Source organism: Chryseobacterium sp. JJR-5R (assembly GCF_034047335.1).
Lineage (GTDB): Bacteria > Bacteroidota > Bacteroidia > Flavobacteriales > Weeksellaceae > Chryseobacterium.
Map to the genome: position 1 here is coordinate 1,796,559 of NZ_CP139137.1, position 19,306 is coordinate 1,815,864.

Annotated in this window: 17 protein-coding genes; 13 read left to right on the forward strand and 4 right to left on the reverse strand. The window is 41.6% G+C overall.

The window, feature by feature from the left end; translation table 11 throughout:
- Positions 1–175: 175 nt before the first annotated feature.
- The gene (locus tag SD427_RS08185) at positions 176–484 is read left to right on the forward strand and encodes an RHS repeat-associated core domain-containing protein (RefSeq protein ID WP_320560786.1); all 309 of its coding nucleotides are present in this window, start codon (positions 176–178) and stop codon (positions 482–484) included.
- Positions 485–825: 341 nt separating this feature from the next.
- Here SD427_RS08185 and SD427_RS08190 read toward each other — a convergent pair whose 3' ends face one another.
- Positions 826–1,893, reverse strand: coding sequence for an SDR family oxidoreductase (locus SD427_RS08190; RefSeq protein ID WP_320560787.1), 1,068 nt, complete (start codon positions 1,891–1,893; stop codon positions 826–828).
- A gap of 114 nt (positions 1,894–2,007) precedes the next feature.
- Positions 2,008–2,712 carry a Crp/Fnr family transcriptional regulator gene (locus SD427_RS08195; RefSeq protein WP_320560788.1) on the reverse strand — a complete coding sequence of 235 codons (705 nt, stop codon included), beginning with the start codon at positions 2,710–2,712 and terminating at the stop codon, positions 2,008–2,010.
- 196 nt (positions 2,713–2,908) lie between these two features.
- Here SD427_RS08195 and SD427_RS08200 point away from each other — a divergent pair, with 196 nt between their 5' ends.
- Genes SD427_RS08200 through SD427_RS08215 form a run of 4 tightly spaced genes read left to right on the forward strand, consistent with a single transcriptional unit; the run spans position 2,909 to position 7,474 of the window.
- Positions 2,909–3,643, forward strand: a complete 735-nt coding sequence (locus SD427_RS08200; RefSeq protein ID WP_320560789.1) for a hypothetical protein — start codon at positions 2,909–2,911, stop codon at positions 3,641–3,643.
- A 48-nt stretch (positions 3,644–3,691) separates the two neighbouring features.
- Positions 3,692–4,018, forward strand: a complete 327-nt coding sequence (locus SD427_RS08205) for a tellurite resistance TerB C-terminal domain-containing protein (RefSeq protein ID WP_320561034.1) — start codon at positions 3,692–3,694, stop codon at positions 4,016–4,018.
- Positions 4,011–5,327: an ATP-binding protein gene (locus SD427_RS08210; protein WP_320560790.1), complete on the forward strand. Its 1,317-nt coding sequence runs from the start codon at positions 4,011–4,013 to the stop codon at positions 5,325–5,327. The genes SD427_RS08205 and SD427_RS08210 overlap by 8 nt, the downstream gene beginning before the upstream one ends.
- Positions 5,324–7,474: a DEAD/DEAH box helicase gene (locus SD427_RS08215; RefSeq protein WP_320560791.1), complete on the forward strand. Its 2,151-nt coding sequence runs from the start codon at positions 5,324–5,326 to the stop codon at positions 7,472–7,474. Before SD427_RS08210 ends, SD427_RS08215 begins: the two co-directional genes overlap by 4 nt.
- 236 nt (positions 7,475–7,710) lie before the next feature.
- On the opposite strand, the gene SD427_RS08220 is transcribed toward SD427_RS08215, so the two are convergent.
- Complete coding sequence (locus SD427_RS08220; RefSeq protein ID WP_056223259.1) at positions 7,711–7,902, reverse strand: cold-shock protein; 192 nt, start codon at positions 7,900–7,902, stop codon at positions 7,711–7,713.
- 508 nt (positions 7,903–8,410) lie between these two features.
- On the opposite strand from SD427_RS08220, the gene SD427_RS08225 reads away from it, so the two are divergent.
- Complete coding sequence (locus tag SD427_RS08225) at positions 8,411–9,346, forward strand: EamA family transporter (protein ID WP_320560792.1); 936 nt, start codon at positions 8,411–8,413, stop codon at positions 9,344–9,346.
- Between the two features lie 112 nt (positions 9,347–9,458).
- Positions 9,459–9,794 (forward strand): hypothetical protein, encoded by a 336-nt coding sequence (locus tag SD427_RS08230; protein ID WP_320560793.1) that lies wholly within the window; start codon positions 9,459–9,461, stop codon positions 9,792–9,794.
- A gap of 224 nt (positions 9,795–10,018) precedes the next feature.
- Here the strand turns inward: SD427_RS08230 and SD427_RS08235 are convergent, their stop codons facing one another.
- Positions 10,019–10,282 carry a SemiSWEET family transporter gene (locus tag SD427_RS08235; protein ID WP_320560794.1) on the reverse strand — a complete coding sequence of 88 codons (264 nt, stop codon included), beginning with the start codon at positions 10,280–10,282 and terminating at the stop codon, positions 10,019–10,021.
- 345 nt (positions 10,283–10,627) lie between these two features.
- On the opposite strand from SD427_RS08235, the gene SD427_RS08240 reads away from it, so the two are divergent.
- The 6 genes from SD427_RS08240 to SD427_RS08265 all read left to right on the forward strand — a co-directional run bounded on the left by SD427_RS08240 (position 10,628) and on the right by SD427_RS08265 (position 19,265).
- Positions 10,628–10,984 carry a hypothetical protein gene (locus SD427_RS08240; RefSeq protein ID WP_320560795.1) on the forward strand — a complete coding sequence of 119 codons (357 nt, stop codon included), beginning with the start codon at positions 10,628–10,630 and terminating at the stop codon, positions 10,982–10,984.
- 153 nt (positions 10,985–11,137) lie between these two features.
- The gene (locus tag SD427_RS08245) at positions 11,138–13,459 is read left to right on the forward strand and encodes a TonB-dependent siderophore receptor (RefSeq protein WP_320560796.1); all 2,322 of its coding nucleotides are present in this window, start codon (positions 11,138–11,140) and stop codon (positions 13,457–13,459) included.
- Between the two features lie 2 nt (positions 13,460–13,461).
- Positions 13,462–14,907, forward strand: coding sequence for an ABC transporter permease (locus SD427_RS08250; protein ID WP_320560797.1), 1,446 nt, complete (start codon positions 13,462–13,464; stop codon positions 14,905–14,907).
- Complete coding sequence (locus SD427_RS08255; RefSeq protein ID WP_320560798.1) at positions 14,908–16,254, forward strand: DUF3526 domain-containing protein; 1,347 nt, start codon at positions 14,908–14,910, stop codon at positions 16,252–16,254.
- A complete protein-coding gene (locus SD427_RS08260) occupies positions 16,248–16,943 on the forward strand; it encodes an ABC transporter ATP-binding protein (RefSeq protein WP_320560799.1) in 696 nt (231 codons plus the stop codon). The genes SD427_RS08255 and SD427_RS08260 overlap by 7 nt, the downstream gene beginning before the upstream one ends.
- Positions 16,944–17,810: 867 nt before the next feature.
- Complete coding sequence (locus SD427_RS08265; protein ID WP_320560800.1) at positions 17,811–19,265, forward strand: hypothetical protein; 1,455 nt, start codon at positions 17,811–17,813, stop codon at positions 19,263–19,265.
- The last annotated feature ends 41 nt before the right edge of the window (positions 19,266–19,306 follow it).

Consider the following 19,306-nt stretch of genomic DNA (forward strand, 5'->3'; position numbering starts at 1 on the left):
GATGAATTAATTTCGAAAAAACTAATATATTCACAGCTATACTGACTGTTTAGATAGACAAGTAAAAGAGAAGCTTTTACGAAGGATAGGAACGAAATTCAGTACGTTTGAGCTATTTTAAAACGCCTCCGGCAGCGCAGAAGTTCTTGAGGAAAACAACTTTTACCCGTTCGGCTTGAAGCATGAAGGCTACAATGCCCAAACCGGAAATCTTTCTTACAATTACCAGTACAACGGTAAAGAGCTGCAGAAAGAAACGGGCTGGAGCGATTACGGGGCCAGGATGTATATGGCGGATATCGAAAGATGGTGCGTTATTGATCCGCTGGCGGAAACGTCAAGAAGATTTACGCCCTATAATTATGCGTACAATAACCCCATAAGCTTCATTGATCCGGATGGAAGGAAAGCAGAATCACCGGATTCTGTAGAAAGAAACATCATTACAAAGAATGCTCCGGATGGATCCTTATGGTGGAACTAAGGAAATGGAGGAAACGCAATAGGAAGCGGAGACGGAATGGGCGACTTTTTTAAACCTATTCTCGCAGATTTGTAATCCATGGGCAATAATCAAAAACCTATCGCAATTGCGGTGGGTTTTTAGCAAAAATCTTAAACTTTTTATTGGTAAGCTTTTTTTCCACGAGTTGAAAAATGACCCGAAATAAAATATCCAATAGGGTGTAGGGAATAAGAAGCTCATAAATCAGAACATGACTGTTACCTCTATTCCACAGGAGAAATTTTCAAATTAAAAATATAAAAAACGGTCAAAAAAATCTTGACCGTTTAAAATTTATTGCTCGATAAGCCTTCTGAAACCTAAGGAATTATTTTTTCCTCTTTCAGCTTTTCAAACAGGTCAAAAAAAGAATCCTCCGTACTTTCAAAAACGGCAAATCCTGCTTTTCTGCTTTTTGAAACATCGGTCATTACTTCGATAGGCCTGCCTAAATCAAGGTCGGTATGCCAGGCTGAAGCCAGTTTTGAAAGGTCATTTTCTTTTAACTCATAGCGTTTGGCAATTTCTTTCCAGGTTTCCTGCTTGCCTTCCAGTTCTTTTTCAAGGGGTTTCACAGAACCGTTAAAGCCTTCCGCTTCAAGTCCGAAATAACCGGCAATTCTGTCCCACAGCCATTTCCACCGGAATACATCCCCGTTGGTTACATTGAAGGCCTGGTTTTCTGCAGCTTCAGCAGTAGAGGCCCAGACCAGCTGCTTAGCCAGAATCCGGGCATCGGTAACGTCAGATAATCCGTTCCATTGGGCAGCGGATCCCGGCCAGATAAATTTTGCTCCCGTTTCTTTACAGATGCTGGCATATACGGCCAGTGTAGTTCCCATATTCATCAGGTTGCCGATTGCATATCCGATCACCGTATGAGGGCGGTGGATGCTCCAGGTAAAACGGTCTCTTTCGGCAGCTTCATACACGGCATCTTCCTGGGCATAATAAAAATTAGGATACTCCAGGCGCGGCTGTGCTTCCCGTAAAGGTGTTTCGGGAAGTGATCCGGCACTGGCGTATGCTTCAAACGGCCCCAGATAATGTTTTAAACCGGTTACCAAAGCAACATGCTTCACTGATTTTTTCGGAGACAAAGCCTGCAGGAGGTTCCTTACCAGGGCACTGTTAACCCGGATATTTTCTTCCTCTGTATCATTCCGCATCCAGGTAGTGAAAAAAATATGGGTGGGAGTGATGTCCTCCAAAGCATCCGTCAGGCTTTTTTCATCCAGAAGGTCAGCTTTTACAGGATTCAGTCCTGGGACAGAGCGGTTGGGGTTCCGGGCCAGGCCATACGTGGTCCAGCCCTGTGAGATCAGTTCCTGGGCAAGGTTGCTGCCCGTGATTCCTGTGGAACCCACGACTAATGCAATATTTTCCATACTGTAAATTTTAAATGTTTATCTGATCTGAAAAAGGTCAGAGAACAAAGATAGAGACAGTTCAGGGCAAAAACACTTGATACAGATCATGAGTTTTCCGCTATTCAGGACAGATCAGCGAAGCAGTATTTTTTTCCGGATCCTGCTGACAGTTTCAGGGCTCAGCCCAAGGTATGAAGCGATTAAACGGTGGGAGAGCTTCTGTATCATTTCAGGGTTGTTCTTCACCAGCTGAAGGTATTTTTCCTCTGCTGTAAAGCTGTTGGAAACCATCAGCCTGCGGTCTTTGGTGACCAGGCTGTTCTGGTACAGGATCCTGAAATAACGGTCCATCACGGGAATCTGTAAGGTCAGTTTTTCATAATCTTCGTAGCTGATCAGTAAGAGTTCAGCATCTTCAATGGCATCAATATTCAATACTGCTTTCTCCTGATTGATAAAACTGTTGAAATCTGAGATCCACCAGCCTTCAAAAGCAAATAGACTGATCCGCTGCTGGCCTTTTTCATCCATGATATACGATTTAAGAATGCCTCTGCTTACAAAAGATAGATACCTGCACAGTTCACCCTCCTTTAATAGAAACTGCTTTTTACGGAGCTTTTTCTCAATAAAGAATGATTTTAAAAGTTCATGCTGACCATTGTTGAGGTCAACTTTTTTACTGATATGAGAAATTAGAACATCAAACATATGGTAGTAATCCTGGGATAAAGAAAATACTAATTTACCATTATTAATTATAAAGGCAATTGTATCCGGGTGGATTAAATATTCAGAAAAATAATATCTGTTAATGGCTGTCAGTTCTATATCCATTAACAATACACACTGCGCAGAAGGATATAGCTCACAAACGGGCATAACTACTATTCCGGGTTTACATAATGTGAGAGAAGACAGTCTGTTTCTATTTATTCATTGAGACGAAGACCAAGTATTGTACTTTTAAAATTCTCCTGAATGTATTGTGCTGTACCGGTCTTATCCTACAGTAATAGATGAACTGACTGAAATGATTATTGTTTTGGAATACAATTATAAAAAAGACAGCCTCAACTATACATATACCTTTGAATCCATCCAGTCAGAAATCTTTAACCATCTTCTGAAGCTGTGCGAAAATAATATACGTGAATTTTATGAGATAAAACGCAGAGTCAATACAGATTTTAAATACACAAATCCGGAAATCTCAGATAAGTTTTCTAAAAAGATCGTATCAAAAGCGGAATCCTTTCTTGAAAATCACAAACATCAGATTCTGGATGCCGATTACAGGACTAATCTGATTCTGAATGAAACCCATACCAACAGGTGGAAAACCAAATTTGAACTCATTAAGGCTGATTACACCAATGCAGTATCCTTTGAAAGGGAAATCGAAAGGCTGGCAGAAGTAAATGTCAGGAATCCTTCGGTAGACAGCCTGTATTTTGAAGCTTCAAAATTTATTTCCGTTTATGATAAGAATGCTTCATTACGTCTGTATATTTATTATTTAGATAAAGATCTGGACTCACAAAAGTTTGATAAAAGGCAGCTTAATAAAACCATCCAGAAAAGCTTATTCACTAATGCTGAACAGTTTGCAGAGTTTGAATCTATTGTCAGTGCATTCGTTCAAGACAGGGATATGCATGCATGTCTCGAAAAGCTGGAAAAAATATATCTTCCCAAAAGAAAAAAGATTGTTATTGACACCCGTGCCATAGAGCAGGTCAAAAGGCTGGACTCTGAGATTGCTTAGAAATTAGGTGAAATTTTAAGCGATGAGGAAGAAAACGGCGTATCAGGGATTCATTCCGAAAAGAATGAAACTGCAGATGACCTGGCCTTTTGCATTATCAATACAACTGCTGATGAAATTATCAAATATCAGCCGGAATTAAATTTGAATGATATTCAAAAGGATGTGCTGGATCTGTTTGAAAAGAACAGCTATACCATTCTGCAGTCGGAGTTTTCAGATTATATGAGAGCCCGGCAGTTATTTGCAGGAGCGGCAGTTGAGTCCGTGAACGAAATCTGTTTTGATCTGCTGGATGATGTACTCATTGAAGAGGAAGACGAATACTTAACCATAAACCAGGAATATTTTAAAAAACTACTTACTCATGATTAATAATATCAAACCAAAAGAAGCCACTTCAATCATTAATTCTTTAACCGGAGGGGTTGTCCCTAAAATTGGAGTTCAGCACATCACGGTCGGACGTTCTGAAGAAGTTAATGCAGCAATCACTACTCTGGAAGAAGTTAAAAACGGGCACAGCGCAGTCAAATTTTGGATAGGAGACTTTGGAAGCGGCAAATCTTTTATGCTGCATTTGTTAAATACAGTAGCAATGAAACAGAAATTTATTATCGCTAACGCAGATTTCACTCCGGACAACAGGCTGTACTCCAATGATGGAAAAAGTGTTATTCTTTATGCTGCTATTATGGACAATATAGCCATCCAGACCAAACCTGAAGGAGGCGCACTGCCTGTTTTATTGGAAAAATGGATGGAGCAGGTGATCTCCAGGACAGCAGAAGATAACAGGATTTCACTAACAGACATCCGCAGTGCTGAATATGGAAGCCTTATCAGGAACTCAATTATGAAAACTGTGAATGAGATTACTGAAGTCGGAGGCTTTGATTTCGGGTCAGCCATTGTAAAATACTATGACGGTTACATTAATCATGATGAAGCGCTCCGCAGAAATGCCCTGAAATGGTTAAAAGGCGAATACAAAACCAAAACAGAGGCCAGGCAGGATCTGGGAATACGCGAGATCATTAATGATTCCAACTATTATGATATGCTGAAAAACTTCTGTAAGCTATTTGTGAGCATGGGATACAGCGGATTTATGATCAATCTGGATGAAGCGGTCAACCTCTATAAAATTTCCACTTCTGCTGTACGGGAGAAAAATTATGAGAAGATCTTATCCATTTACAACGACTGCTTTCAGGGCAAAGTATCCAATTTCTTTATCAATTTCGCGGGGACCAAAGATTTTCTGGAGAATGAAAGAAGAGGCCTTTTCAGTTATCAGGCTTTGAAATCCAGGCTCCAGGGCAATAAATTTGAAACCCTTGAAATCAGGGATTATGCACAGCCGGTTATCAAACTGTATCCGTTGGACCACAATGAAATTTTTGTGTTGCTCAAAAAATTAAAACTGATTTTTGATTTCAATTATCAGGTTGAACTTAATATCACGGATGAAGAGATTTATGCATTTATGGAAGAGATGTTCAACAAGCCGGGAGCATCAGAATTCCTTACGCCGAGGGAAGTCATCAGAGACTTTCTGAATATACTGAACATCATCAGGCAAAATCCTGAAGCGGATAAAAAACGTCTTTTCGGAGAAATAGAAATTTCTGATGAGCGGCCCAATGACCTTGTTCTTCTTGATAATATTGAGGAATTATGACCGCATTCAGCCTTCTCTCGGAACCGATCAGGAAATACATCAGGGATCAGCGTTGGGAAAGTCTCCGTAAAATTCAGGAGGCATCAATACCCCGTATCTTACAAACGGAAAACAATTACGTGATCATCTCGAAAACAGCATCAGGTAAAACAGAAGCTGCATTCCTTCCTATCCTTTCAAAAGTAAATTTTAAGGAAAAAGGAGTTAAAGTACTGTATATTTCCCCACTCATTGCATTAATCAATGATCAGTTTGTCAGGGTTGAAAAACTGTGCGATTACCTTGATGTGAAAGTTACCAAATGGCATGGCGAGGCATCAAAAGCTCAAAAAAACCATCTTCTTAAAAACCCTGAAGGAATTGTTTTAATTACGCCGGAATCTCTGGAAGCTATGTTTGTCAACAGGCCTTACCATATTCATCATTTATTCTCAAAGCTTGACTATATTGTTATTGATGAAATCCATTCTTTTCTGGGATCGGAACGCGGAATACACCTGAAATCACTCTTAAGCCGCCTACAGCAGGTTAATGAAAATAAGTTTAAAGTGGTTGCGCTTTCTGCAACCGTAAGCGATGTCAATGGATATGCGGAACTCAAAGACTTTTTAGGGAATTCTGAAAACACAAAAATCATTCGTGATACAACCCCTAAACCGATTAACGCGGTCTTCAGATATTTTCCCGGATCTTTTACAGAATTGCCGCTTGGTCTCCTAAAAGATTTATATGTCAGGACACGTGATTCCAGGGTTTTGGTTTTTCCCAATGCAAGAGGAAGGGTAGAGGAAGTCGCTGTAAAGCTGAAGACGATCTCTGAACGGGTAGGAGGCCATAAAAATTATTTTTCCCATCACTCATCCGTTGATAAAGAAGTCCGTGAATATGTAGAGTTTTTCGCAAAAAATGCAAGCTCACAGAACTTTTGCATTTCCTGCACCTCGACTTTAGAACTGGGGATCGATATCGGAAATGTAGACGAAGTGGTACAGATTGATGCAACAAACAGTATCGCATCTCTTATACAGCGGGTAGGAAGGAGGCAAGGCAGAGCCAGCAACCTCTGTCTCTATTCAACCTATAAATGGAGCCTTTTACAGTCCCTTGCCTGCTGGCTTCTTTATACAGAAAAGTATATCGAACCGATTAAAGTAATTGAAAAGCCGTATGATGTACTGCTCCATCAGATTTTATCCGTTATAAAAGGAAGCTCAGGGCTGTACCTCACTGAACTTCTCCGTGAAATAGCCCAAAACCCCACCTTTAGTCTTATTCCTGAAGGCGAAGTAAACAATATAATTGATCACCTTCTGCAGATTGATTTCCTTGAAAAATCAGGCAATGAATATATCATCGGGGTTGAAGGCGAAAAAATGGTTAATACCAAAGATTTCTACAGTTTGTTTCATACACCCACTTTCTTTAAGGTTTCAAGCCAGGGTGTCAAAATAGGAGAACTGCCCCTGACTTCACAGGTCAGAGAAGATGAAAATGTTTATTTGTCTGCAAGAATCTGGAAAATTAAATACATTGATTTTGAATTTAAAAAAATCGAAGTTATTCCGGCGAAAGATGGTAAAAAACCCCTTTTTTTCGGAGATGCAGCTGATACGGCACATCTGATAAGAAAAAAAATGCTGGAAATTCTTTTTTCTGAAGAAAATTATGAGTTTTTAGACCAGGCAGGGCAGGATATTCTTCAGGATCTTCGTGCAGAATTTTCAATATTCGGTATTCATGATGTAGAAACCCAACGGCCGGTATTAAACAGCAATGATAACCTGTTCTTTTATTCATTTGCCGGATCACAAATCAATAAAACAATCTGCTTACTGCTTGATCAGATTGGAATTGAGTATACACATGACGACAGCAGTTCAGTATTTAAAATTTTGCATCCGGAATCAGATCCAATGGAAAAACTGAAAGCAACAGAATTAAACGGCGATCAGATCAATGAAATTTTAACTAAGCAGCTGGAGATAAATCCGGGCCTTATCAATATCTCAAAATGGGGTGCGTATTTACCCATGGAACTTCAGGTTGAATTATTGAAAAATAAGCTGTATGATTTTGAAAACTGTTTTTGCTTTTTAAACCATACCGAATACGTATTGAATATTCATGATGCAGAAATACCAGATTAGTATATTACCAGTCCGTTATAAACAGGGTTAATTCAGATCATCCGGCGGCAGGCGGATATCAAAAAGGAAGCTGAATATTTTATTTCAGATAACAATATTTTTGATAAGTTGATTAAAATATTGGGGTAGTGTTGAAATCTCACAATAACGCTGGTGGTAATTATGAAAAAAAACAGCAGATAACTAATGCTATCTGCTGTTGTAATAAATAAAGAAAGTTTAACCTTTCTCCAAAATTATGCTATACGCACGTTAACTGCGTTAACGCCTTTTGTACCGTTCTGTAGTTCGTAAGTTACGACATCATTTTCACGGATGTTATCTACTAAACCTGAGGTATGTACGAAAACATCCTGTCCACCTGTTGATGGTGTAATAAAACCAAATCCTTTGGCATCGTTAAAGAATTTTACTGTTCCTTGTTGCATTGTAATGTATTATAAAATTATTGTATTAAAATTTTGGCTTTTGCCTTTACGGACTGATTTTACACCAGGACCGTAATAAATCGATTTGTTAACAAAAATGATGTGGATATTTTTTAGAATCTTGAATATATTCAAGTTGGAAAAAAGATGCTGCACCTGTTCTTATGATGACAAAAATTGGCGGCTGAAAAAGCAAAGACTGAGAAAAAAGAGTAAACTCAAAAGTTTCAGAATAAGCATTGGCAGTAGCCTGATTATTCTACAAATGTACACATAATTTATTGAAAAGCAAATGTTTTTTAAGTTTTATTTCTTTTTCGGTAATAATTAATATTGTGTTCACATGAAAAATCAGTACAAAATAACAGTATAAATAGAAACCTTACGATATAATAATTCACTTTTCTGATTTATCTTTGCCATGCCATCCGGAATCCTGTAAGTTTCATCAGCAATGCAGGTTCATATGCATATGCATGATGTTTTATATAATTCCCATATTTAAAAATTGAATACCCTGAAATATTATCTTGCCGCTGTACTTGCTTTTTCTATCTGGGGCACTTTCAGCCTGGTACTTAAACCGCTGCATTCCTATACCTCCTTGGATATTCTTTTTTACCGTGTGTTCAGCTGTGCATTGGTTATGTCCGTTACTACGGTCCTGTTTAAGAGAAAGGCGCTGAAGGAGAGCATACGTTATTTCAAGTCCCTGCCCCGAAAAAGAAGATGGAGTATTGCCGGCTTAAACATCGGGAGCAGCTTTTTTTTAACGGCCAACTGGTTTTCTTTTATCTATGTCATGAATCACGTAAGCGTTAAGGCAACTTCCGTGGCTTATCTGGTCTGCCCGATTATCACTACCATTCTGGCCTTCTTTTTACTAAAAGAAAGACTCACGAAAATTCAGTGGCTTTCCGTACTGCTGAGCGGTACCGGATGCGTCTTGCTGTCCTATGCCAATATGGTGGATATGCTGTACAGCAGCCTGGTAGGGTTTACCTATGCCTGTTACCTGGTGGGCCAGAATAAAAACAGCGGGTTTGATAAATTTGTGGTTCTCAATTTCCATATCCTTTTGTCAGCACTCATCCTGCTTCCGTTTTTTCCTGCATATTCAGGGCCTGTGCCTACAGATTTTAAGTTTTACTTTTTCGTAGAGATTATTGCGGTAGTGTATACCATTGTTCCCCTGTTTTTAAATCTGTACGCACTTTCAGGCATCAGTTCATCAAAAATAGGGATGATTCTGAATATCAACCCGATTATTGCTTTTATTCTTGCAGGCGCAGTCTACCATGAAGCGTCAGGAACATTGCAGCTGGTTGCTTATGCCCTTATTTTTATTGCCGTTCTTATTTTTAATACCGGTGGTGTTTTCAGGCCTGATACAGAAAAAAGAAGTATAGTAACTGATAATGGAAATCCGGGTACGCCAACTTAAAAAACCCTGTCCTTGTTCCTCCCTGAAGATACTCCATAAAAGCGGCAAGGCATTTTCCATTGACGGATATACAAGCATGGCAGCATAATTGTATCCCATCCTTTAAAAAACTATGGAAACTTTAAACCTCTCTGTTTTCAGCATTATTTCTCTGGCGATTCCTTTAATAATGCTGGTCATCAGTACTTTTTATGCATCCAGGCAACTCAATACGGAAGCCGTCCTTCTGGTTTCGGGTTCGGGCATTGTTTTTATTGTCGCTGTATTTTTTATTTTTATGCCTTACCTGATGCAGAGCCGGAATATGGCCGTTGAAATTGTAAACGTGTATTATGGGATAGCAGGAGCCGTTAATTTTATAGGAGGGCTCCTTTTTGCAATAGGTTTCCTTATGCTTGTACTTACTGTTATCAGGCAAAATAAGGTGTCTAATGCAGAAAAACTGTGAATTAATTTAAATTAGTGATGATTGAATTTAAAACTTAGTCAAAGGCTAATACCCTGTTTAAGAATGATAACTTTACATTTTTAAAACAGATCTGAATCTTATTCTGAAACGTACACCCGCAGATTCAGCAGATTTTTTATTGATATTCAGATCTGCGTAATTGTCTTGGTCTGCGGGAGATTATATTTTCGTCTAAATTTAAACGGACTCTAAAATAAAAACTTTTAAATGGCTGTAAAAAAGGCGAAGAGCCCGAATACGATACCCGGTGAATTGGCCAAGATAATCGGCATATCCCGTTCAGGCTTTTTCATGAATCCGTATACTACCCATAAGGTACAGTTCACGGCGGCAACCAGCGGCTGCAGCCATTCCCCTTTGTTTCCGGCCAGGTTGCTGCGGATCTGAGGGATATATGAGACATACATTGCCATAGCCGTTACGGTAGCCACCCATCCCAATATTTTGAAAAATTTTTTGTTGTCCATTATTTGTGGTTTTAAAATTAATATCAGATATAAGTCATAGTAGTTTGCAACTTACATGCCCAAATGAATCTGCAGGGAAACAGCCGAAACGTTTATCGGGGATCATCTACAGTTCCATTTTGATGAAACCTGTAAAATAGCCTGATGTAAAATATCAGGCCTGTTTTTTTCTGCCAGGAAAATAAAATCTCAGGATTGGCTTATGAAATAAAATAATTTTTACGCATTTCTTAATCCCGAACCCAGACTGTATGATTAGAATATCTCCTGTTCCTTTTAAAAAGTGATGTATGTCATTTTTCCTTAATACCAGATTAAAAAATATATTGTATTTTTGACGCTTACATGATGCATACGTCTTTCAGGAACTTTTTCGTTTTCTCTTTACTGCTGGTGTTTCTTTTTAACGTCAGCGGAATCGGTACGTGCATGGATCATATGCGTCACAGCAAAAATATTTCTGAAAAGGCACAACATTCAAAGACAGAAAAAGGACCTTCCATTTCCCAGGATGATGAATGCCAGTGTGCACTTCATATGCAGATGAACCAGGTTCTGATGCCTGAAATGCTTGCCCTGGAATTGCCTGACAATGCCATTTCTGATCATGAGTTACCTCAGACGAAGGCCATGACCTGCCGCTGCCTGCTGGATTATTTCAGTTCCCGTGCCCCGCCCGTTTCCGCATATTCCGCAGCCTGATTCCCTTTACACGCTGCCAATTACTATTACTGCAGGTTTTCCGCCTGTATACCATTTATGTGGATTTCTGTGTTACCGTACTGTTTCAGTAACGTGATGAATTCCTTTTTACCAACAGAGGCATCCCGTTATGCCTGTATTATTCTGTAATTAATGCATACCCAAAATTTTTATCATCCAGAGGTACTTTCCCGTACTCCCGGCAAAACATATAAGCTTTCCGTACTCAGCTTTATGCTCGCATTATCTGCTTTCAACGCGCAACAGACCCGAAAAGATTCAGCCGGATCGGCCACCATTCAGACAGTGGAAATTACCGGCCGGAAATCCAAAGATTATATTTCAGACTATTCTTTTGCGGCTACAAAAACAGCCATGAAGAACAAAGACCTGCCCTTGACGCTGAACACCGTAACCAAGGAACTGATCAATGACCGGCAGGCTTTCCAGCTGGGCGATGTGATGAAAAACGTAAGCGGCGTATCCCCTTCAAGCTATTATAACCAATACAATATCCGCGGAATCAGCCAGAATGAAGAAGGCCAGATCATCAACGGAATGCGTACCCGCCAGTATTATTTTCTGCAGCCCATGACTTCCAATATTGAACGCGTGGAGGTTTTTAAAGGCCCTGCGAGCATCACCATGTCCAGCGCAGACCCGGGCGGAACCATCAATATGGTCACCAAAAAGCCTTTGGAAATACCCCGGCATCAGGTCAGTCTTTCCGGAGGCAGTTTTGATACCTACCGCATTACTACTGATCTTACCGGTCCGCTGAATAAAAGCAAAAACTTACGGTACCGTTTCAACGGGGCCTATCAGAATGCAGGGTCTTTCAGGGACCATGTTAAGAACACCGGGATTCTGGTCTCGCCGTCCATTACTTTTATTCCCAATGAAAAAACTTCTTTAAATGTTGAAATGATTTTTAATGACCTCCATGGGAATCTCGACAGGGGCCAGCCTGTTTTCGGAGCCGTGCCCGGAAAAACCGATCTCAACAGTACCCCGAGAAGCCTGAACCTGGGCGCACCGGATGATTATTTCAAAACCCGGGAATTTGTTATCATGGGGAGCTTTGCGCATCATTTCAACCGGCATGTCAGCTTTAACGCTTCCTACATGAAGCAGTTCTGGAATGAAAACCTTCAGGAACACAGGACTACCAATTCTTTTGTACCCGATATAAACAACAATCCTGTTTTCAGCCTTGCCATGATGCAGTTTGTTCAGCGGAAGCAGAAATGGGGAACAGATAATATCAATGCGTATTTTAATTTCAGCTACAGGACAGGAGAGGTTGAGCATCAGACCCTGTTAGGTTATGACAGCCAGGTCTGGGAAAAACGCGATGGCGGTGAACAGAATGCAGCCAGAGGCTTTCTGCTGAAAGACGGTTCGGTAGCCTCATCCTACAATCCTGCGAATGCGGCAAATTACCAGACCGTCAGTTATCAGGGGATTATCATTCCTAAAACCAATGTCGCTCCGTTTGACTTGACGCCCGGTGCACAGAACCACCAGGGAACGGATTTTTATATTATGAATGTAAATACGGTATTGCCGTCGGCGCTTACCACCACGCATGCCGCCTACCTCCAGCATCTATTTACCTGGCGGAAGTTTAAGGTATTGTCCGGGATCCGTCATGAATGGTTCCAGGATATTACCCAATTCAAAACGGATAATGAAAGCTCTTTCCGGAATGCCAAGCTTCTGTACAGGGTAGGGGTTACCTACAGCCTTACGGACCACATCAACCTGTACGGAACCTACCTTACCGGGTATCAGCCGCAATCCAATACCGTAAGCTTAATGCCGAATACCGCAGGCTTTACCGGCTCGCAATCTGCCGCAAGGTTCAGGCCGCTGACTTCCGATTTAAAAGAGCTCGGCATCAAAGCAAGACTGTTCGGTAAGTTTTCGGTCAGCCTTTCGGCCTATGAAATCAACCAGAAAAACATCCTGATCAATGCCAATAACCCTGCAGAACCAGATGAACTGGTACAGCGAGGAGCTGACAGGAGCCGTGGTTTTGAAGCTGAATTCACCGGATATATCCTTCCCCAATGGCACATTTACGGAGGATACAGCTATATTGATGCTGTCATACGCAATGATGCCGATCCGGGCCTCATCGGAAAACGGAAAGAAAATACATCTAAAAACGGGGTTAACCTGTGGACCCGGTACAACTTTACAAAGATTCCTGCACTGAGAGATTTCGGAGCAGGACTGGGAATGCTTTACCAGAGTTCAAAAATACCATGGTTTACAAGGAGTTTTGAGCTTCCTGCCTATACCACTTTAGATGCTGCTTTGTATTATGCTCCCACAGATACCAAACTACAGCTGGCACTGAATGTCAATAACCTTAACGGTACCACCTACTGGCTGGGTGCCCAGAACTATCTGAGGCTGTTTCCCGGAGCACCCAGGAATTATTCAATAACAGCTACCTATATATTTTAATTATGGCAAAATCAATTTTAAAACTGATCATTAGGAAAACCAGGCAGGACCTTCTGAAAGAAAAGCAGAACCTGCTGATTGCCGTCACCGTACTGCTGTTCTGTATGCTGAGTATGGGAGTAAGATTTATGAAATATAAAGAAACCGGTACGCAGATACAGGAATACCGGAAAGAAGTCCGGGAACACTGGGAAGACCGGCCGGCGAAACATCCGCACCGGATGGCACATTATGGCTACCTGGTGTTCCGTACCGCGCATCCTTTAAGTATTTTTGATAACGGACTGGATGATTACCTCGGGAATGTTATCTTCCTGGAGGCCCACAAGCAGAATACCGCCAATCTGTCAGAAGCCGGAAGTTCAGGGATCCTGGTGCGTTTCGGTGCGTTTACCGGTGCCTTTATCCTGCAGTGCATCGTCCCGCTGATTATTTTGTTCATCGGTTTCGGGCTGATTGCCCGGGAGCGTGAGAATGCCACCCTGAAGATACTCAGTACGCAGGGAGCTTCAGGGAGGGATATGGTCTGGGGCAAGATCCTGGGGCTCTGGCAGTTTTCTCTGTTGTTTTTACTGCCGGTCCTGCCTGTGGTATTCTTAATTACCCTAACTTCAGGTGCGGTGCCATGGGCGGATATCGGTATACGATTACTGATGCTGATGCCTGCTTATATGGCCTATTACTTTTTTATCTCTGCTCTTACAGTACTGGCCTCTGCCTGCAGCAAAAGTTCTTCACTGGCTTTGGTAGGGCTGATCGGCTGCTGGCTGCTGCTGGTCATATTCGTGCCGAAGGGTGTTCAGTTTGCAGCCCAGAATCTTTACCCTGCGCCATCCCGTATTGCATTTGAGACGAGGCTGGAACAGGATGTCATGAAAGCAGGGGACAGCCATAACCCGGATGACCCTCATTTTAAAAAGATAAAAGATTCTCTGCTTGCCCGCTATCATGTAAGCAATACCAATGATCTGCCCTTTAATTACAGTGGCTTTGTGATGAAGGAAGGCGAAAAGATCAGCTCGCAAATTTACATCAGGCATCAGGAAGAGCTACAGGAAACCTATAACCGGCAGCAGCGGTTTTCGGATATCTGTTCATTCCTGGATCCTGTAATTGCCGTTAAAAACTTTTCAATGACGGCTGCGGGAACTGATTTTTATGCATATATCCGTTTCCGGGAACAGGCAGAAGCATACCGGTATGACATGGCACAGAGGCTTAATGACCTGCAGATTGAAAATATCAGCAATATCAAGCCTGAAAAAGGCGGCCCGCCAGCCCTTGTATCCCGTAACAACTGGAAAAAATTCCCTGATTTCAATTACCGGTATACTCAGGTTTCCGAGAGCATCAGGGTAAATTGGATACCCGCAGCAGCCCTTTTATTCTGGCTGGCAGTGTGTGTGTTCCTTATTGAAGCAGGAGGCAGAACCTTAAAATTAATTTAAATGAACCATTATTTAATAAAACAGTTTTACCGCAACAAAGCATACGTAATTGCATTGCTGGTATTGTTAATGGCGGGATTAACCGCACTCTATACAGGGAAAAAATTCCTGGACCGGAATCATGAGATCATCGCTAAAAGCGGGCAGTACCAGAAAGAGAGCATCGGGAAGAATGTGAAGTTCCATCAGGATGACCTGGGCCTCATTCTTTATTATGTTAAATTTAACCTGGTGAATGAAACGCCAAGGCTTGCAGCCCTCAGTATCGGGATGCGGGACCTCAACCCATCAATACAGGGCGTGACGATACGGAACCTTGAAGAGCAGCGCTACAATTCAGATTTTTATAATCCTGCCAATGCAGCAGCCGGGAATTTCGATTTCAGTTTTGTCCTGGTATTTCTTTTTCCGCTGATCATTATCGCGTTCTGCTATAACCTGATTTCAGAAGAAGAGGAGAGCGGCCGCTGGAAACTGCTTTCCGTGCAGAGCGCCGGTTTGGGGAAACTGCTGGATGCCCGTCTGCTGGTCCGGTTCTGTGCAGTGAGTGCCGTATATCTGATTCTGATTGCAACAGCTGCTTTCTGGATCGGGATTGCGGCAGACCGGTTTTTTACAGCTTTTATTCTTTCAGGCTGGCTCTATATCCTGTTCTGGTTTGTGCTGTGCCGCTGGGTGATCCTGTTCAGGAAGCCTTCTGCTCAAAATGCACTGGTTCTGCTGATGGTATGGGTAGGCATGAATTTTATCATCCCGATGAGTAGCAATATGATCATCCAGAAATATTACCCGGTACAGGAATCCCTGAAAGCCGTAATGGAACAGCGGGAGGGCTATCACAATAAATGGGATGAGGCAAAGCAGCCTACCATGGAGAAGTTTTACAACGTATATCCGCAATACCGCCGTTTTACGGTTGAAGAAAACGATGCATTTACATGGACGTGGTATTATGCGATGCAGCATATGGGCGACCTGGAAGCTTCAACTTCTTCAGAATTGTATAACGAAAAAATGAATAAACGCAGCCGGGCCGCTGAATTCCTGGGGTATTTTTTACCTAATATCCATACACAGCTCACCGAAAGCCGGCTGGCAGAAACGGGAATGGAAAACCGGTTGCTGTATGCTGCCGCCCTGCGAAAATTCCATGAAGATAAGCGCCTGTTTTTCTATCCGCTTATTTTTTCAGGTAAAAATGCAGACGCTGTACAATGGGACCGGCAGACCGTATCCGTCTTTAAAGAATCCGGAAACCTGAATCTGTCAGAGATCTTTCTGCCGTATTTCGCGCTTATTGCAGCCATCATTATCCTTTCACAAAACAAATTCAGAAAACTATGTTAAAAACAGTTGATCTCCATAAAAAATACAATGGTTTTACGGCTCTGCAATCTCTTAACCTTGAAGTGGGGAAGGGTGAGGTTTTTGCCCTGCTGGGGCAGAACGGTGCCGGAAAAAGCACGACCATCAACATCCTGCTAGGGCTTATAAAAGCAACTTCAGGCGATGCATTTATCAATAAGATTTCAGTGCGGGAACATCCGCAGGAAATAAAAAAACACATGGCTTACATTCCTGAAACCGTGTTACTGTATCCCGGCCTTACCGGCCTGGAAAACCTGGATTTTTTCTCCAGGATTGCCGGATTTACCTACAGCAGGGAAGAACTGTCAGCGTTCCTGAAACGTACCGGGCTTCAGGAAACGGCTCATCAGAAACCTTTGGGGGGATATTCCAAGGGGATGCGCCAGAAAGTGGGGATTGCAATTGCTCTGGCCAAAGATGCAAAGGTGCTCCTGCTGGATGAACCTACCAGCGGGCTGGATCCTATTGCCACTGCGGAATTCACTGAGATTGTACGGCAGCTGGGAAAAGAGGGGAGAACCGTATTTATGGCAACCCACGATATTTTTAACGCAGTAAGCGTAGCTACCAACATCGGGATCATGAAGCAGGGCGAGCTGGTCCAGAATGTACCCTCAAAAACATTTACTGCCGGAGAATTGCAGGAACTTTATCTTAAAACGATTTGATGCCTACCTATTGTCCTCAGCATGTTAAGTTTTATCTAAAAACAGTTAAGCTGCTTATGATTATATTAAATCCTTATCCTCCGGTAAAATAAAAAGGTAAACAGTTTTATTATAAAACAGCCGTTGATTTTGTCACATTTATGACAAAGTCAGCGGCTGTTCTTTTGATTATGATATTCAAACCTGCCTGTTTCGGTTTTATTTTTTCAGTACTGCAAAGCTCTGTCTGCAAATAAGTCATATTCATTATTCCGGTAAGATATTCAGTCTTTATTTATCCGGGGATGACTTCCTGTCAACATTTGAATGCCCTGACGGATTTCCGTTAATCAATGTTAGGAATAGTCAAAAATACCGATCTGTTTTTTACACGATGTTAATTCAAAAATAACTTTTTTCAAGAATTTTCACCTTCCTTCATAAGATATAATTAACAATAATTTTACAAACACTTAATATATGTCCCATATCCGGGATATCATATTCGCATTTTCGTATCCATTGCTTCTTACATCAACAATTAACCTAACTATAGAATTTATTCTATATTTTTAACTAAAATACCATATTTGTATAAATAAATATTTTTTTTATCGCTTTTTTTATAAAAAGATACATTTTATTTTATTTTGGCATCTTTATTGAATGTTGTGTGCCAACATAAAATATTTTATGCATACCATAACTAAAACTATGAAAACCGATACATTCCATAATATTTTCAAACACCCTTTATAACTTCAGTATCCAGTAATGAATTGAATTAATATTTGTTGATTCAATTCTTTTATCATTCTTTGATTTACAGTTGCACAGCGTGACTGTGACCATACTCCTTATGCCTTATAAAACCTATAATATATTATTATGAAGATTTTTAATCAGTTTTTTTCAAATGTAAAGTTTGCGGTATCCGGGATACCTGTCATATTAGGTGTTGCCCTTGTAGCACCGCAATATGGCTTTGCACAGACCAGAATTATCGTTAACCCGGGCCTTGAATTCGGTGTAGCGCCGGGAGCGGTATCACAGCTCGATACCAATTTCGGTTCAGGCCCTACGTTTGACGCGGGGGCTGAAGTTACGTCCCCGTGGTATACCACTCTTCCCGCACAGGTAGGTATGTGTGCTACCGGCTCTTCCGCTGCCTGCCATCCTATGGAAGTCTGGGGAACAGGCTTTAACGGAGTACCTGCCGCACAGGGGACTAATTTTGTAGAGCTTAATGGCAACAACAGTTCCATGATCTACCAGAATATGTATCTTAACAACGGGGATACAATCAATTACTATTTCAGACACCGGGCAGGAGGAGATACCGCCGGGCAGTCTGCTATGGTTATCGAAGATGAAAATGATGTCAATATTGCCACTGTGCATACCACTTCGCTGCCTTCCAGCACAGCAGCCTGGTCAATAAACCAGGGAAACTATACATTTACAGGAACTACAGGTGTGTATAGGATCGGCTTCAGGGGAATCAGCTCTGCGGATCCGGGTGTTGGGAATCTGCTTGATGACATCAGGGTATCGCTGAACCCTATGATAGACTTAAAGTTTTCCAATGCCCTTGCATCCTGTGAAGGCTCAAGCAACGGATATGTCTTCATGAGGATCAGCGGAGCGGTGATCGGGGCAACTACAGTAGCTATTGAACTGGTAGACCCGGCTAACGGGAATGCTTTTGTGAGTGATAATGATATTGTTCTCAGCGGCGTTTCTACTTCTAACGGCACGCCCTCGGTTTCCCATGTTGCAGGCACCGGCATCTATCTCGTTACCATTCCGCCGGGGAACTATGACGGAGGTATTACCCCGGGATTTTCCAGCCCCAACAATGATATAGACGGGATTGCCATTAATATTGTTTCTGTAAACGATGGGGTTGATGAACCTACCGAAACGTTCAGATTTGAAATTAAAGAGCAGGGGACCAACGGTTCTACCGATAACTTTATGAGTACGTCATCCCCTGTATTCGGTGATACGTATTACCCGGCTACCAACGATTATTTTGTACAGCGATGCATATGCTATGATGATGCCAATACTTCAGCTCCCGGTATTGACTCAAAGATGGGTATTACCCTTCTCGGAAGAGCGGGCAATGAAAAAGACAACTGGCCGATGCTCAGGAAATCAGCTTATACGGTACTGGAATCCAATACCAAAGGATTTGTTATTACAAGAATGACCACGCTTCAGGTAAATGCCATTACAGATCCTCAGGACGGAATGATGGTGTATGATACAACGGCAAAATGCCTGAAAATCTACGACGGCTATGCATGGTACTGCTTTAATACACCCACATGCCCATAATACGGTGCAGCATCATATGACTTCAATAACCTATTTTATGA